This is a genomic window from Arthrobacter sp. KUASC02, from assembly GCF_059739395.1.
The window spans coordinates 1,932,796-1,948,561 of sequence record NZ_AP046053.1; the positions used below are offsets into that span (position 1 = coordinate 1,932,796).

The 15,766-nt window shown below is 67.1% G+C and carries 14 protein-coding genes; 11 read left to right on the top strand and 3 right to left on the bottom strand.

What is annotated here, in order from left to right:
* Positions 1–2 precede the first annotated feature (2 nt).
* Both AC6JAC_RS08835 and AC6JAC_RS08840 read left to right on the top strand, forming a co-directional pair.
* Positions 3–1,349, top strand: a complete 1,347-nt coding sequence (locus AC6JAC_RS08835) for an alpha/beta hydrolase (RefSeq protein ID WP_497964328.1) — start codon at positions 3–5, stop codon at positions 1,347–1,349.
* On the top strand, positions 1,346–3,967 hold the full coding sequence (locus AC6JAC_RS08840; protein ID WP_497964330.1) for a bifunctional lysylphosphatidylglycerol flippase/synthetase MprF: 2,622 nt from the start codon (positions 1,346–1,348) through the stop codon (positions 3,965–3,967). Before AC6JAC_RS08835 ends, AC6JAC_RS08840 begins: the two co-directional genes overlap by 4 nt.
* A 177-nt stretch (positions 3,968–4,144) precedes the next feature.
* Here AC6JAC_RS08840 and AC6JAC_RS08845 read toward each other — a convergent pair whose 3' ends face one another.
* Positions 4,145–4,348 (bottom strand): cold-shock protein, encoded by a 204-nt coding sequence (locus AC6JAC_RS08845; RefSeq protein ID WP_011692441.1) that lies wholly within the window; start codon positions 4,346–4,348, stop codon positions 4,145–4,147.
* Positions 4,349–4,656: 308 nt separating this feature from the next.
* A complete protein-coding gene (gene nucS, locus AC6JAC_RS08850) occupies positions 4,657–5,352 on the bottom strand; it encodes an endonuclease NucS (RefSeq protein WP_028270087.1) in 696 nt (231 codons plus the stop codon).
* Positions 5,353–5,422: 70 nt separating this feature from the next.
* On the opposite strand from nucS, the gene AC6JAC_RS08855 reads away from it, so the two are divergent.
* Together AC6JAC_RS08855 and AC6JAC_RS08860 are read left to right on the top strand one after the other, a co-directional pair.
* A complete protein-coding gene (locus tag AC6JAC_RS08855) occupies positions 5,423–5,767 on the top strand; it encodes an Rv1322 family protein (RefSeq protein WP_028270086.1) in 345 nt (114 codons plus the stop codon).
* Positions 5,768–5,777: 10 nt separating this feature from the next.
* Positions 5,778–6,578, top strand: a complete 801-nt coding sequence (locus AC6JAC_RS08860) for an alpha/beta hydrolase (protein ID WP_497964332.1) — start codon at positions 5,778–5,780, stop codon at positions 6,576–6,578.
* Positions 6,579–6,603: 25 nt separating this feature from the next.
* Here the strand turns inward: AC6JAC_RS08860 and AC6JAC_RS08865 are convergent, their stop codons facing one another.
* Complete coding sequence (locus AC6JAC_RS08865) at positions 6,604–7,902, bottom strand: AI-2E family transporter (protein ID WP_028270084.1); 1,299 nt, start codon at positions 7,900–7,902, stop codon at positions 6,604–6,606.
* A 192-nt stretch (positions 7,903–8,094) separates the two neighbouring features.
* On the opposite strand from AC6JAC_RS08865, the gene AC6JAC_RS08870 reads away from it, so the two are divergent.
* The 7 genes from AC6JAC_RS08870 to AC6JAC_RS08900 are packed head-to-tail and all read left to right on the top strand — an operon-like array spanning position 8,095 to position 15,729.
* Entirely contained in the window at positions 8,095–9,906 is a 1,812-nt protein-coding gene (locus tag AC6JAC_RS08870; RefSeq protein ID WP_497964334.1) for a hypothetical protein, read from the top strand.
* 49 nt (positions 9,907–9,955) lie between these two features.
* Positions 9,956–10,972, top strand: coding sequence for a co-chaperone YbbN (locus tag AC6JAC_RS08875; RefSeq protein ID WP_497964336.1), 1,017 nt, complete (start codon positions 9,956–9,958; stop codon positions 10,970–10,972).
* Complete coding sequence (locus AC6JAC_RS08880; RefSeq protein ID WP_454698871.1) at positions 10,972–12,072, top strand: NADH:flavin oxidoreductase/NADH oxidase; 1,101 nt, start codon at positions 10,972–10,974, stop codon at positions 12,070–12,072. The genes AC6JAC_RS08875 and AC6JAC_RS08880 overlap by 1 nt, the downstream gene beginning before the upstream one ends.
* 55 nt (positions 12,073–12,127) lie before the next feature.
* A complete protein-coding gene (locus AC6JAC_RS08885; protein ID WP_028270080.1) occupies positions 12,128–12,970 on the top strand; it encodes an ABC transporter ATP-binding protein in 843 nt (280 codons plus the stop codon).
* On the top strand, positions 12,952–14,523 hold the full coding sequence (locus AC6JAC_RS08890; protein ID WP_497964338.1) for a transporter: 1,572 nt from the start codon (positions 12,952–12,954) through the stop codon (positions 14,521–14,523). Before AC6JAC_RS08885 ends, AC6JAC_RS08890 begins: the two co-directional genes overlap by 19 nt.
* A gap of 49 nt (positions 14,524–14,572) precedes the next feature.
* Positions 14,573–15,355: a glucosamine-6-phosphate deaminase gene (gene nagB, locus AC6JAC_RS08895; protein ID WP_497964340.1), complete on the top strand. Its 783-nt coding sequence runs from the start codon at positions 14,573–14,575 to the stop codon at positions 15,353–15,355.
* 38 nt (positions 15,356–15,393) lie between these two features.
* Positions 15,394–15,729 carry a DUF3039 domain-containing protein gene (locus tag AC6JAC_RS08900; RefSeq protein WP_028270077.1) on the top strand — a complete coding sequence of 112 codons (336 nt, stop codon included), beginning with the start codon at positions 15,394–15,396 and terminating at the stop codon, positions 15,727–15,729.
* The last annotated feature ends 37 nt before the right edge of the window (positions 15,730–15,766 follow it).

Genomic DNA, 15,766 nt, shown 5'->3' on the forward strand with positions numbered 1-15,766 from the left:
CGGTGGACCTTATCGCTGACGTCCATCTCACCGATGGACCCCTGCTCTGGTTTGCCTGGGCCGCCGGCGCTGCCGGCCTCGGCTGGCTGTTATGGGGCCGCGGACGCCGCTGGCTCCTGAGCGCCGGAGCCGCCCTCCTGCTGGCCGCAGGCGCCGTCGCCGCGGTGCACTGGCTTCTGCTGTACACGTTTTCGACCCTGCCCGAGAGTCTCCCGCGCGAAGTGCTCGCGTGGTTCGTGGCGATGGTTTTTGGCTTATTCCTGTGGGTGCTCCGGCTCTGGAATCTCCGGCGTGCTTCCCCTGCGAAAGACCGTGGTGCCTGGCGGGGAAGCACAGCATGGCGGGGAAGGGCAGCCGCAACGGGAGCCATGCTCGGGGTGTGCCTGCTCGGCGCTGTCCAGATCAACGCCTACTTCGGCCTCAACCATACGGTCAGCGACCTCATGGGAACCGCCGTGGCCAGGATCCAGCCGCTCGAAGCCGGACTCATGCGTCAGGCTGCGGCCGCTGCCCCCGTCGCCCTCAACGCCTGGCGGCCGCCGGAAGGCATGCCCTCGGACGGTGTGGTGAGGAAGGCCGTCATCCCTGGCACTGATTCGGGCTTCAGCAGCCGCGAGGCCTACGTCTACCTGCCTCCCGCCTACCAGGCCACACCCCGTCCCGCCCTTCCCGTGCTGGTCCTCTTTTCCGGCCAGCCCGGCGGGCCGTCGGACTGGCTCACCGGCGGGGCCCTGCGCAGCAGGATGGACCGCTTCGCAGAGGATCACGACGGCGTGGCCCCGGTTGCCGTGGTGGTGGATCCGAACGGTACCGCGTCGGCCAACACCCTCTGCATGGACAGCCGCATTGCCAACGCGGACACTTTTCTCGCCCGGGATGTTCCCCGGTGGATCGAGCAGACCCTTGACGTTGATCCGGACCACCGGCAATGGGCCGCCGGCGGCTTTTCCTTCGGAGCCACCTGCGCCCTGCAGATGGGCACGCGCCATCCCGACGTCTACGCCTCGGTGCTCGCATTTTCCAGCGAGCGTGAGCCGGCGCTTGCCAAGGAACGGCAGAAGACTGTCGACGCGGCGTTCGGGGGCGACGTGGCAACCTTCGACCGCCTGACTCCCTTGAGCATCATGCAGAATACGCGTTTCGAGGGTCATGCCATTTATTTCGGGGCAGGTTCCAGGGATCCGGAATTCCTTGCCTACATGGATGAACTGTCGGCTGCGGCCAGCCGTGCCGGCTTCACCGTTGAGGCGCAACCGGTGGTCAACACCGGCCATTCCTGGGAGGCCGCATCCAAGGGCCTTCCTGCCGCTCTCGACTTCGTGGCGGCCCGCTGGGGAATCCGGCCATGACGAACCAGCGGGAGGCCGTTGCGGAACCAGGCAGGAAGGCGTCAACGGCTGCCGGCAGCGTCACCTGGGCCGATGTCATGCTGGGAGCGCTGCGCCGTATCCGGCAGCATTTCAAGGCCGTGCCGTTCACCCTCGTCGTCCTGGGCCTGTTCCTGGGTGCGGGCGCGGCCACCAACAGCTTCCTGTCCGGTCCGCCGGAGGCCCTCCTTGACGTCGCATCCGTGCACGCCGGCGCGCTGAAGGACGGCCGCTGGTGGTCCATGTTCACCTCACTGTTTTTCGCCACGAACCCTGCTGCCTATCTCACGGCCGGACTCATGATTCTGTTGTTGCTGGGACTCGCCGAGCGCAGGCTTGGCACGCTGCGGACGGCAGGGTTCTTCTTCGGCGGGCAGTTCGCGGCCGTCTCGCTGTTCCTGCTGCTCACGCAGCTGGCCCGCTATGCCGGCGACGGATGGCTGGGGCTCATGGTGGACGCCCGGCTCATCGGGCCGTACGCCGCTGTCCTCGCCGCCGTCCTTGGGGCCAGCGGGCTCGTGCCCACCCTCTGGCAACGGCGCCTTCGCACGGGCATTGTCTCGGCGTCGCTGCTGCTTGTCCTCTACGTGGGGCATCCGGAGACCGTAGTGGGATTCCTGGGGGCACTCGCCGGGCTTGCCGCCGGCTGGTGGATCCAGAGCGACCAGGGAACCCTCCACCGGCACCGTTCCACCGGCCGCGAGACGCGCAACCTGCTGGCCCTGATCGTCGGAATTTTCGCCGTTGGGCCCATACTGACGGCCGCCGTCCGCAGCCCCACCGGGCCACTGGCGCTACTGCGGGACGTCGTCCTGAACCCGTTGCCCACCCTCAGCCAGCTGGAGCAAAACTGCGGCGGCACGGTGGACGTGAACTGCCTGGAGATCGGGCGGACGGGATTCGCCGGACCGCTGGGCCTTGCCCTGGCGGTGGTGCCGGTGCTGCTCCTGCTGATCTGCGCCGACGGGCTGCGTCGCGGACGCCGGCTTGCCTGGCGGATCACGATCGGAGTCCAGCTGGCCGTCACCGCGCTGTCCGCCGTGTACCTCACCCTGTTTGCCCGGATCCCGCACTACCCGCAACGGCCGCACACGGCCGTCATGGGCTCAGGGTTCGTCCACGTGCTCCCGCTCGTGGCGGTTCCGCTGCTGCTCGTGATGCTGCTGTGGATCAACAGGCGCCAGTTCAGGGTGGAAACCTCGGCGGTGGCAAGGCGCAACCTGACCAGGGTGCTGGTAGGGACCTGGGTGGCACTTGCCGGCAGTTATACCGTTGCCTGGCTGGGAGCCGGTGGAATGGCGCGCGACGGCGGACCCTCCGGTCTGGCGGCCGAGCTGGCACGCCAGTATCTTCCGGTGCCCATCCCCAGCCTGTACAACCGGATCTTCCAGGACCGGCAATCGGTTGAGGCCTTCCTGTTTGCCTACTCGGGCATCGTGTTCTGGGCCGTCGCACTGGCCGGAGTTTGGGTGGTGCTCCTGGGGCAGCACCACGGTGCCGGTGCCGGCGTTGAGGAGCGGGACGTGGCCCGCCGCCTGGTGCGGCGGGGCGGTGACTCCCTGTCCTGGATGGCGCTCTGGGAACCGAACAAATACTGGTTCACGCCCGGCCTGGATGCCGGGGTTGCCTACCAGCAGCACGGCAGCGTGGCCCTGACGCTGGGCGGCCCCTTCGGTGATGCCGCGTTGCGGGAGGAAGCCGCGGCCGGTTTCATGCGGTACTGCGCCGAACATGCGATGGTGCCCTGCTTCTATTCCTGCACTGACGGGCTGTGGCCCCTGCTCCAGTCCCGCGGGTTCAGTCGCGTGGCTGTGGCCCAGGAAACCCGGCTGGCGGTCAGGGAGCTTGAATTCAAGGGCAAGGAGTGGCAGAACGTCCGGACTGCCCTCAACCGTGCCCGGAAGACCGGCGTCACGGCGGTCTGGGGACGGTACAGCGACTTCCCGGCGGTCCTGCGCGCCCAGCTGCTGGAAGTATCCGAGGAATGGGCTGCGCAGAAGTCCGTTCCGGAGATGGGCTTTACGCTCGGCGGCATGGACGAACTGATGGACGACGACGTGCTGTGCTGCGTCGCCGTCGACGCCGAGGGCCTGGTGCACGGCGTCACCAGCTGGCTCCCGGTATTCGATGAGGGGCGCGTGGTCAGCTGGACGCTCGATTTCATGCGCCGGCGGGAGAACGGTCTCCCCGGCGCCATGGAGTTCCTCATTGCCTCCGCCGTGCTGGAGCTGCGCAGTTCGGTTGAAGTTATTTCCCTGTCCGGCTCACCGCTGGCCAAGGAGCCTGCCGACGAGGCGGCGGGCGGCGCGGCGCAGGACCCTGGGCCGGACCCGGGCAGTGAAGCCGAACGGGGGTCAGTGGGGGAGCCCGACGCCCTCACGGCAATCCTGGACGTGGTGGGACGGGCACTGGAGCCGGTGTACGGATTCCGCTCCCTGGCCACCTTCAAATCACGGTTCAAACCCGATTACCGCACGCTCTACCTCTACTACCAGGATCCGCTGCAGCTGCCCGCCATTGGGCGGGCGCTGAGCCGCGCCTACCTGCCCGGACTCTCGGTCCGCCAGAGCGCACGGCTGCTGAGGACTTTGGTGGGCTAATTGCGCACGGCGGGGTAACGATTATCGGAGCCATGTTTTCAGATTCCGAAAACATTTGTGACAAGAAACAATGCGGCGGCAGATGAATGGATAAAGCGCAAAAAAATGATCCCCGGCACTTGTGCCGGGGATCATTTTTTCGCAGGACGCCGCCGAAGGCGGCGATCCGAAGCGGGACTAGACCAGAGTTACGCCGGTAGCCTGGGGGCCCTTGGCGCCCTGGCCGATTTCGAACTGAACGCGCTGGTTCTCGTCGAGGGTCTTGAACCCACCGGTCTGGATCTCCGAGTAGTGAACGAAGACATCGCCATCGGAGTCGTCCGGGGTGATGAAGCCGAAGCCCTTTTCAGCGTTGAACCACTTGACGGTTCCCTGTGCCATGTATATCTCCTCATTATGGAACTTGCTTAAGTCCGGCACACTTCGTGCCGCACTTGGTCACTCCGCGAGAAGAATCCTGGCTTGCCGCCCGGTGGAACCGGACACTAGCTGACGAAGCTTCGCGCTCGCAACATGTCTTGCGAGCATGAAAAACACCTACACAAAGACTTAGATAAGAATTTCATGTGGGGTGCGTCAGGTCAACGGGTAAAAGGGGGAATTCGATAAATTTTGCGTAAAGCCGACGTGAACCGCTTCGTTATGCAGAGCACCCGGCTATTGACGCGCTGCCTATTGGGGCGGGCCCGTTAGAAGAGGCGGGATTCGCTGTCGTCAACGCCGCGCATGGCGTCGTAGTCCAGGGTGACGCAGTCGATCCCGCGGTCGTTAGCCAGAACCTTGGCCTGCGGTTTGATCTGCTGCGCGGCAAAGATGCCCCGGACGGGTGCCAGCAGGGGATCCCGGTTGAGCAGCTCAAGGTAGCGGGTCAGCTGTTCGACGCCGTCGATGTCGCCCCGCCTTTTGAGCTCGATGGCGACTGTGGCGCCGTCTGCATCCCTGGCCAGGATGTCCACCGGGCCGATGGCGGTGAAGTACTCCCGGCGGATCAGGGAAAAGCCGGTTCCGAGCCGTTCGATCTGGTCGGCCAGCAGCCGCTGCAGGTCGGCTTCTACACCGTCCTTGATGAGTCCGGGATCCTGGCCCAGCTCATGGGAAGTGTCGTGCAGCTGCTCATGGATATTGATGATGAGCCGGTCATCGGTCTTGGCGGACTGGACGGTCCACTGCTCGGTGACGCCGAGCTCCAGGTCCACTTCATCCGGCAGGGAAACCCGAAGGCTGGCCGGGGGGCTCATCCAGTTCAGCGGCTTGTAGGAGCCGCCGTCGGAGTGCACCAGGACGGACCCGTCGGCCTTGACCAGCAGGAGCCTGGTGGCAAGGGGGAGATGGGCCTTGAGCCGGCCTACATAATCAACAGAACATCGGGCTATGACTAAACGCACCCGGTAAACACTACCGTCTGGGTGCAAGGCAGGAACAGCGCGGCGCCCGGGCCTGGGGCAGAATGGAGGCATGCCCCGTTCCAACCGCCCCCGCCGTGCCGCCTCCGGAAAACTGGGACAGGCCAGCCGCAAGCACGCCGGCGGCCCCGTGCCGGAACTGGACCTGGAGCGGGCAAGGTCGGGGATCTCACGGCGGGAGAGCGCCCCCGACGGCGAGTGGATGGTGCGCACCATGACGGCCAAACGGGCCGAAAAGTCCTACATCTGCCCGGGCTGCTCCACCGCGGTCCTGCCCGGCGTCGAACACCTGGTGGTCTGGTCCGAGGACCATCTGTTCGGTGCGGCCGCGGGGCTGTCGGAACGGCGGCACTGGCACTCCAACTGCTGGACGTCACGCACGTACCGCTATCGCTAAGCTGTTAGTCATGACTTTTGACCCGGCGTCGTTCGTTTTCAGCCAGCCTTCCGAAGCAACAGCTATCCGGGCTTCAACAGTCCTGCCGGCCCGCCGGGAGAACGTGGAAATCCAAACGGAGGACGGCTGCGTCCTCGTCGGCGAACTCGCCGTCCCGGAATCGGGCGACATCACCGCCACGCTGATCACCCTCCACCCGCTGCCCACCCACGGCGGTTTCATGGATTCGCATGTGTACCGCAAGGCATCCTTCCGCTTGCCCGCACTGGCCGGCGTCGCCGTCCTCAGGTTCAACACCAGGGGGACCACCTCGCCCCGCGGCACCAGCGGCGGCCGTTTCGAAGAGGGCATCGGTGAACGGCTGGACGTCGAGGCGGCCGTCCGCTTCGCGGCGTCCCGGAACCTTCCCAACCGCTGGCTGGTGGGGTGGTCGTTCGGCACGGAACTGGCGCTCATGTACGGGGCGACGGAGCCGGTCGCCTCCGCAGTGGAGGGCGCCATCCTGCTGTCCCCGCCGCTGCACCGTGCCACGGATGAGCACCTGCTGGCATGGGCTGCCTCAGGAAAGCCGTTGAAGGTGCTGGTTCCCGAACACGACGACTACCTCCGGCCGGCGGCCGCCGCCGAGCGCTTCAGCCTGGTGCCGCAGGCTGACGTTGTGGGCGTCGACGGCGCCAAGCACCTGTGGGTGGGCGAGAAGTACGCCGCCCGGGTGCTCAACGAAATCGTGGACGAGGTCACGGCGCAGGGAGCGGGGCCCGAGGGCCTGCCCCAGGAATGGAACGGACCCGTGGCCTCCGCAGCCGCCTAAGCCTGCCGCACAGGCGGCAGCCTTCCTAGTGCTTGTCCTGGCGGACGATGAAGATTTCCTTCACCAGCAGCATGACCGCCGCCGCGGTGGGAATGGCGATGAGCGCTCCGAGGACGCCCAGGAGGCTGCCGCCTGCGATCACTGAGATGACGGCCACGGCACCGGGCACGGCCACCGCCTTCTGCATGATGCGTGGCGAGATGAAGTACGCCTCGAACTGCAGGTAGGCAAAGTAGCAAATGCCGTACGCCAGGGCGGTCTGCCAGCCCGCGGTGAGGGCGATCAGCGTGACCAGCACACCCGCGATCATTCCCCCGACCAGGGGGATGAAGGCAAGGAGCGCCACGACGAACGCCAGCAGGACGGCAAACGGGACTCCGACAATCGACATCACGATAAACGCAAAGGTCGCGTTGAGCAGGGCCACGCAGGCCTGGCCGATGACATAGTTGCCCACGGAGCCGGTGATCTCTTCAGAGAGCGCTTCGACCCGGACACGGCGCGAACGCGGTGCCAGCCGGTAGCCCCACTTCTTCATGGCGGGAAGGGCGGCCAGGAAGTACAGGCTGAGCACGAGGACAATCAGGGTTCCGAAGAGCCCGTTGGCCACCGTGGATCCGAAGCCAACGACGCCTCCGAAAATGCCGCCCATGGCGTCCGGATTGTTGACGAACTTTTCCAGTTCCTGGGTAATGCGCTCCCGGACACCGAACTGGTCGTCCACGCTGCGGAAGAAGTCCGAATCGATGAAGTCCTGGATCCAGCGGGGTGCTTCCTGCACGATCTGGGTGACCTGCTGGACGATGGTGGGGATCAGTGTGGCGAAGAAACCGGCAACAGCGGAGACAAGGACCGTGACGGAGACCAGGATGCCGATGGGCCGCGGAAGCTTGCGTCCTTCCAGCCAGCGCACCACCGGGTCCAGGCCCAGGGCGATGAAGAGCGCGGTCACGATCCAGAGCAGGAGCTGCGTGGTGTTGGAGCCGATCCAGTAGACGAGCAGGGCAAGGCCCACGCCCACGGTGCCCATGAAGCCCATATATAAGGGATGCTGGGACGACATGCGCGGGCCGGGATGTCCAAAGCGGGTGCTGGTCTCGGTCGCAGGTTCGGCGGAGTCCTCGGCGGATTCGGGAGGCATCTCGAAGCGGAGCCGGGGCTGGGCGCCGGGAAGAGGCGTCCGGAGCCTGCGCACCACCGCCGCGGCCAGGCCCGGCAACAGCGGTTTGTGCTCGTGCCGGGTACCGGCCGGTAGACTTTCCTGGGCACCGGATCCGGTCGAGTCGTCATGTCCTGGGGTGGACGAATCCGTGTGTTCAGTCACTGCTTGTGGGGGCCCTTTACCTTCTGTGGCGCCGCTGCTGCGGCCCATGTGATGATCATCGCAAACACTATCAGCAGGCTTGTCAGTGCCCGGGTTTACTCCCGGCGCGGCCTGCTGTCCTAGGCTGTGATCCGGGTCCCGACCTGACTCATTGGTAACAAAACGGTTACTATTGAAAGTAAACCCCCGCTGATGATAGGTATCCCTTTGCGTTTCAAGACTGCAGTTGCACTAGTGCTGCTCGGCCTCCTGACACTGCTGGCCGGCGTAGGACAGAAGACCATCTGGGCCCCGGCCGAGACAGTTACGGCCACGGCTCCCGCCGACGGCACCGCCGCACCACTGACCGTTATCGACCAAAAGTTGCGGACCCTTCACGGGGGTACGGTCAAGATCAACGTCAAGGGCGAAGGCAGCTTCATGCTGGCAGCAGGACGCCCCGATGACGTGGAGGCCTGGGTTGGCAAGACGGCCCACAACACGGTCTCCGGAGTTTCCGAAGACAGCAAGTCGCTGCAGCTTGCGCACACGGAGGGCGAAGCCGCCGCTCCCTCGCCGGCAGGTTCCGATCTCTGGGTCACCACCGAGAATGCCAGCGGGGAACTGAACTACACCTGGAGCGCCCCGGCAGACGGCGAATGGTCGCTGCTGCTGGCCTCGGACGGGACCAAGCCGGCGCCGTCGTCCATCTCGATGACCTTCCCCAACGACACGTCCACACCGTGGGCCGTGCCGTTGATGGTGCTGGGCGGCCTGCTCATGCTGGCCGGACTGGCCCTGCTGGTGCTCAAGCCCAAGGCCGGCAAGCCCGGAGCGGGCGGGGATGATGCCGGCGAGTCCGTCGCGGACGAATCCATGAAGGACAAGCTGGTCCGCCGTGCACGTGCGGTCCGTCCGGCCGGCAAGCCGGGGCCCGCCGCTCCTGCGCCCGTCGAGCCGCCGGTTGAAAAGCAGCCCGGGACCTCCGCCTTCACCGCAACGTTCACCGCAAAGCGGGCCGGCGTGGCCATGGTTGCGCTCGCCGCCACGATCGTGGCCGGAACCGGTGTGGCTGCGCAGGCGGCCACCCCCGCGCCGTCGCCGTCAAGCAGCGAGACCGCCGGGGCCGACACCGCCCCCGACTCACCGGTGCTCCTGGACGCCCAGTTCCGCCGGATCCTGGAACAGGTTTCCAGCACGGTGGACGCCGGCGACGCCGCCAAGGATGCCGCGAAGCTCAAGTCCCGGGTGGACCGCACCGAACTTGAAGTCCGCACACAGAACTACAAGATCCGCTCACAGGTGGGCGCCTACGAGGCGCGCATGCCGGTCCGCGCCACCAAGCTGCTGACCACCGTTGTCACCAGCAAGCGTGCCTGGCCGCGTTCGGTGATGGCCGTGACCCAGGGCGAAGGCAATGTTGTGCCCCAGCTGCTGACCCTCGTGCAGAAGTCGCCGCGGGAGAACTACAAGCTGGTGCAGACCACGCCGCTGCAGCCGGGCACCACGTTCCCGGCCATCGGACGCACCGGAACGGAAACCCTGGCCGCGGACGACAAGTCGGGCCTGCTGTACAGCGGTGCTGAAGCCCTTGCCGGGCTGGGGGACCGCCTGACGAAGGCCGACTCTACCTTCAAGGACAAGCTCGTGGAGGGCCAGTCGTCGCCGTACATCGCCGACACGCTGGCCTACCAGGCAGATGTGGCTAAGACCGGGGTGAACGGCAACTTCAGCTTCACGCACAAGGTGTCTCCGGAGGACACCGTGGTGTTCCGCACTGCCGACGGCGGCGCGCTGGTCATGGGCAAGTTGAACTTCGCCTTCGATGGCACGCCCAAGGCCGAGGGCGACAAGCTGGCGATCGGGGATGACGCAGCCGTGCTGGCCGGCGGCAAGGAAACGAGCACGGGCATGGTGCTCAACTTCGCCGAGTCCATGGCGGTCTACATCCCGCCGACCGGCTCGAAGGATCCGATGAAGCTCGTGGCCGCCACCCGCGGACTCGTGGGGGCCAGCTTCAAGTAGCCCGCTCCGCGTATGACCGGCAGCGGCCTGAGTGGCTAGAGTGGAGGCTATGAGTTCGCCAGCCTCCCGTCCAGTCCCTCCGGCCGCTGCCAGCCAGCTTAACCTGCGCGGCGCCGTCGACCTTTCCAGCCTTAAGCAGCGCACCGCGCCGCCGGCCGGGCAGCCGGCCGCAGCCCCTCCTGCCGGGCCGTCCGGCGCAGTCCCGCCGTCAGCAACGGCCCCGGGCGCGCCGGACACCGGCGGCCAGCCGCTTCGGGTCGAGGTCACCGAGGCCAACTTCCAGCAGCTCGTTGAGCTCTCGGCGCAGGTGCCCGTGGTTTTCGGCCTGTGGGCCGGCTACTCGCCCGCTTCAGGCGAGCTGCTCAACGTCCTCGAAGACATCATCAACAGCTACGGCGGGCGCCTGGTCCTGGGTGCCGCGGACATCGACGCCTTCCCGCAGCTTGCGCAGGCTTTCCAGGTACAGGCCGTGCCCACCGCGGTGGCAGTGGTGAAGGGCCAGCCCGTTCCCCTGTTCCAGGGCGGAGCCGACGAACAGCAGGTCCGCAGCCTGCTGGATGAACTGCTGAAGGTGGCCGCAGCCAACGGAGTTACCGGCAGCCTGGGCGCCGGAGCCGCCCCTGCCGAGGCCGAGCCGGCCCCGCTGCCGCCGCTGCACCAGGCGGCCTACGACGCCATTGAAGCCGGAGACTTCGCCGCCGCGGCCGCCGCCTACCGGCAGGCCCTGCTGGAGATGCCCGCGGATGCCGAGGCCAAGGCCGGACTCGCCCAGGTGGAGCTGATGGACCGGCTGCAGTCCCTGACCGGTCCCGACGGTGAAGCGCTGCGCCAGCTCGCCGCCGACCAGCCGGACAACCTTGATGCCCAGCTGGGCGTGGCGGACCTGGACATCGCCGGCGGCCACATTGAGGATGCGCTGGGCCGGATCGTCGGCTTCATCGGCCGGAACTTCGGCCCGGAACGGGAGACTGCCCGGGTACGGCTGCTGGAGCTCTTCGAAGTGGTGGGCCCGTCCGATGAACGAGTCGCCAAAGCGCGGCAGGGGCTGGCACGGGTGCTGTTTTAATGTCGTCGGCACTTTTTTCGCCGCTGGCGCTGCGCTCACTGACGCTCCGCCACCGCGGTTGGGTTTCCCCCATGTGCCAGTACAGCTGCGGGCCGGACACCGGTGAAGGCGTTCCGCACGACTGGCACCTCATGCACCTGGGTTCCTTCGCAACCGGCGGGGCCGCGCTGATCCTCACCGAGGCGGCGGCAGTGAATGCGGCGGGCCGGATCAGCCCGCTTGACGCCGGCCTCTACAACGACGAGCAGGCGGCGGCGTGGCAGCGGATCACGGCGTTCGTGCACCGCTACGGCGCCGCTGACACAAAGATCGGCACCCAGCTGGCGCACGCCGGCCGGAAGGCTTCGACGTACTGGCCCTTCTCGGGGAAACGGGGGTCAGTGCCGGCGTCCGACGGCGGCTGGCAGACCGTGGGTCCCGGCACCGGCGCATTCGACGGCTATGCGGCACCGGCCGCCATGACCGCGGCAGAGATTGACGGCGTGATAGCCGACTTCGCAGCGGCCGCCGTCCGGGCGGTCGAGGCAGGGTTCGACACCATCGAAATCCACGGCGCGCACGGCTACCTGCTCCACCAGTTCCAGAGCCCGCTCATCAACGACCGGACGGACGCCTGGGGAGGGGACGAAACCGGACGGAACCGGCTCACCCTGGCCGTGGTGGACGCCGTTCGCAACGTCATTCCCGACTCCATGCCGCTGCTATTGCGGATCTCCGCCTCGGACTGGGCAGAGGGCGGCATCGACGCCGCCGCCTCCGTCAGGCTGGCCAGTGCCGCCGCCGAGCACGGCGTGGACCTGGTCGACGTCTCTAGCGGGGGCGCCGTGGCGCACCAGCAGATTCCGGCCGGTCCCGGCTACCAGACCGGGTTCGCAGCCCGGATCAAGCGCGAGGCGGGCATCCGCACCGGCACAGTGGGACTCCTGACCTCGGCCGGGCAGGCCGAACACGCCGTCGCCACGGGCCAGGCCGACGCTGTCTTCATCGCGCGTGCCGCGCTCCGCGACCCGCATTGGTGGCTGCGCGCGGCCTTCGAGCTCGGCCACGAGATGCCGTGGGTGCCGCAGTACGAGCGTGCGGTTCCCCGCCACTCGTTCTAGGAAGTAACCCTTTGGGACGATCCTCCCACCGCGGAGGTGAGGCTACGCTGGCACCATGACTGAACCGCAACCCGGTCCGCATCCGGCTGCCGGCCGCCAGGACCACCCTGTTCCGGCCCCGCTCGCTGTTCCGGCCCCGCTAGCCGTTCCTGCCCTGTCCATCCGCGGCCTCGCCAAGCGCTTCGGCGGGAAGATCGCCGTGGACGGCATCAGCCTGGACGTGCCGGCAGGGTCCTTCTACGGGATCGTGGGTCCCAACGGCGCAGGGAAAACCACCACGCTGTCCATGGCCACGGGGCTGCTCCGGCCGGACTTCGGCACGGCCCTGGTGCACGGCACCGATGTCTGGACGCGGCCGCTCGAAGCCAAGAAGCTGATGGGAATCCTCACCGACGGCGTGCGGTTGTTTGACCGGCTGACCGGTGAACAGCTGGTGAGCTACGCGGGCCTGTTGCGGGGGATGGACAAGGACGTGGTGTCCGCCAGGGTGGCGGAACTCCTGGCGGCGTTTGATCTCAGTGCCGACGCCGGAACGCTCGTGGTGGACTATTCGGCCGGCATGACCAAGAAGATCGCCCTCGCCTCGGCCCTCATCCACGCGCCCAGGCTGCTGGTGCTGGATGAACCCTTTGAATCGGTGGACCCGGTTTCCGCTGCGAATATCAGGGACATCCTGGACCGCTATGTCGCTTCCGGCGGAACGGTGATCGTCTCGAGCCATGTCATGGACCTCGTGCAGAGAATGTGCGACCACGTGGCGGTGGTTGCCGCGGGCAGGCTGCTGGCCGCCGGCACCGTGGAGGAGGTCCGGGCCGGCGCCTCGCTGGAGGACCGGTTCGTCCAGCTCGTCGGGGGCCGGAGCCAGACGGAGGGCCTGGAATGGTTGCGCACCTTCTAAGGCTCAAGCTGACGCTCCTGCGCAACAGCCTCCGGCGCAGCCCGTGGCAGCTTCTGGGCCTGATCATCGGCGGGCTGTACGCCGTCGGGATTGCCGGGTTCTTTGGGGTGGCGCTCGTCCTGCTCCGGACGGCCGACCTGGAGCTCGCCCAGACCGTGGTGGTGCTGGGCGGATCGGCAGCGGTCCTGGGCTGGGGAGTGGTCCCCGTCATTGCGTCCTCGGCGGACATGACCCTGGACCCGGCCCGGTTCACCACGGCGGCAGTCCCCATGCCGCAACTGTTGACCGGACTGGCCCTCGGCGGACTGATCGGGATTCCCGGCATCGCCACGGCGCTCGTGGCGCTTGCCACGGTGGGCACGTGGAGCAGGGGAGCGCCGGCTGTCGTGGCCGCCGTGGCGGGAGCCGTGCTGGGCGTGCTGACGTGCATTGTCCTGTCCAAAGTGGTGACGACGGCGACTGCCGGCCTGGCTTCCTCCCGGCGGTTCAAGGATGTCAGCGCACTCGCCTTTATGGTGCCGCTGATGCTCATGGGACCGATCGTGGCTTTCGTTGCCCAGGGTGCCGCGGGCTCCGCCGGATTCCTGGCTGACCTGGCCCGCATCGTGGCGTGGACGCCGGCCGGTGCCGCATGGTCACTCGGCGGCGACGCGGCGGCGGCCCGGTACGGACCGGCCGGGCTCAAGTTCCTGATCGCGGTGGCAACACTGGCGGGCCTGGCCTGGTGCTGGAAGGTGCTCCTGCAGCGTGCCCTGGTCACTCCGCCGTTCGCGGCAGGCGGCAGGAAGCGCGGCGGCCGGATGGGCCTCTTCGGTGTCATGCCGGCCACGCCTGTCGGCGCCATTACGGCCAGGGCCCTCACGTACTGGATCAGGGACCCCCGTTACTCGGGTTCCCTGGTGGTCATTCCGCTGCTGCCCGTCCTCATGTTCTTCCAGGCGGGGCAGACGGGTGATTACGGCGTGCTGGCGATCATCGGTCCGCTGGCGGCCTTCCTGCTGGCATGGTCGATTTCAGCGGACGTGTCCTACGACAACACGGCGTTTGCCCTCCATCTGTCCAGCGGCGTCCGCGGCGTCCACGACAGGCTGGGGCGCGCCCTGGCCTGCCTGGCGTTTGCACTTCCCATCGTGCTGGTCTTTAGCGTCGGGCCGTTCTTCTTCACCGGAAACTGGGACTGGCTGCCCGCGTTGCTGGGACTGGCCCTGGGAATACTGTTCACCGGACTCGGCCTGGCATCCGTAGTCTCGGCCCGGTATACGGTGGCGGTGCCCCTGCCCGGCGACAGCCCGTTCAAGAAGCCGCCCGGGAACGTCGCGCAGACCATGGCGGTCCAGTTCGGCGGGATGGGCGTCCTGCTGGTGCTGGTGCTGCCGGAAGCAGCCCTGGTCATTGCGCAGTCCGTCACGGGCAGCACGGTGCCCGGCTGGATCAACCTGGCGCTCGGCCCGGTGCTGGGCCTGGTCCTCTTTACGGCAGGGGTCCGCCTGGGCGGGAAATGGCTCGATGCCCGGGGCCCCGAACTTCTGGCACAGCTTTCAGTCAACCGATAGGCCGGTGGGGCCATGATTAGTAGTACTGGATGCGGAAAGGCGGTACGCCATGGAAGTGGTTATTCTTCCGGGGAGCAAACAGATCGGGTCCCTCGCAGCCGACGCCGTCGAGGCCCTGCTGCGCCGTAAGCCCGACGCGGTGCTCGGCCTGGCAACGGGAGCGTCCCCGTTGCCGGTCTATGACGAACTCGCCCGGCGTCATAATGACGGCGGCCTCGACTTCAGCCGTGCGCGCGGGTTTGCCCTGGACGAATACGTGGGCCTGGAGCAAGGCCACCCCCAGTCCTACCGGGAGGTCATCCGCCGGGAGTTCACCGACCGGGTGAACATCGCACCCGAAAACGTGCATACTCCCGACGGCCAGGCGGCGGACATCCCCGCGGCCTGCCAGGTCTACGAGGACGCCATCAGGGCTGCCGGCGGGGTGGACCTCCAGCTGCTGGGCGTAGGCACTGACGGCCACATCGGCTTCAACGAGCCCGGCTCGTCCCTGGCGTCCAGGACGAGGATCAAGAGCCTCATCGAGCAGACACGCCGGGATAACGCCCGGTTCTTCAAAAGCATCCATGATGTTCCCCACCACGTGATCACCCAGGGGCTGGGCACCATCATGGAGGCCCGCCATGTGATCTTGATTGCCACCGGCGCCCAAAAGGCCCAGGCTGTCCGGGACTTGGTGGAAGGACCGGTGGCTGCCATCTGCGCCGCGTCCGTCCTGCAAATGCACCCCCACGTCACCGTGCTGGTGGACGAGGCCGCCGCGTCATCGCTCAGGCTGGCCGATTACTACCGCCAGACGTATGACAACAAGCCCGCCTGGCAGGGCCTGTAGTTCAGAGGTCCGGTTTTTTGTCCGGCACAACGGCTAAGATGGATGCCATGACTAGCATGACGGACCCCCTCGAAAACGACCCGATGCGCGAGCTTTCCGGACCAGGAACGTCCACGGCCACTATCGAGCGCGAGGAAGTGCGCGAGGAAGTGGAACCCGGTGACCGGGAACGGTTCTCCCACTACGTGCGCAAAGAGAAGATCATGGAGTCAGCCATGACGGGCGAGCCGGTCATCGCTCTGTGCGGCAAGGTGTGGACTCCCGGCCGCGATCCGCAGAAGTTCCCGGTCTGCCCGGAATGCAAAGAGGTCTACGAAGGCCTGCGTCCCGGGAACGACGGCGGCAAGGGCTCCGACGGCGATTCCGGCAAATAGGGCCGTTCACCGGTCACCTGGCTTAAGTCGGTGACCG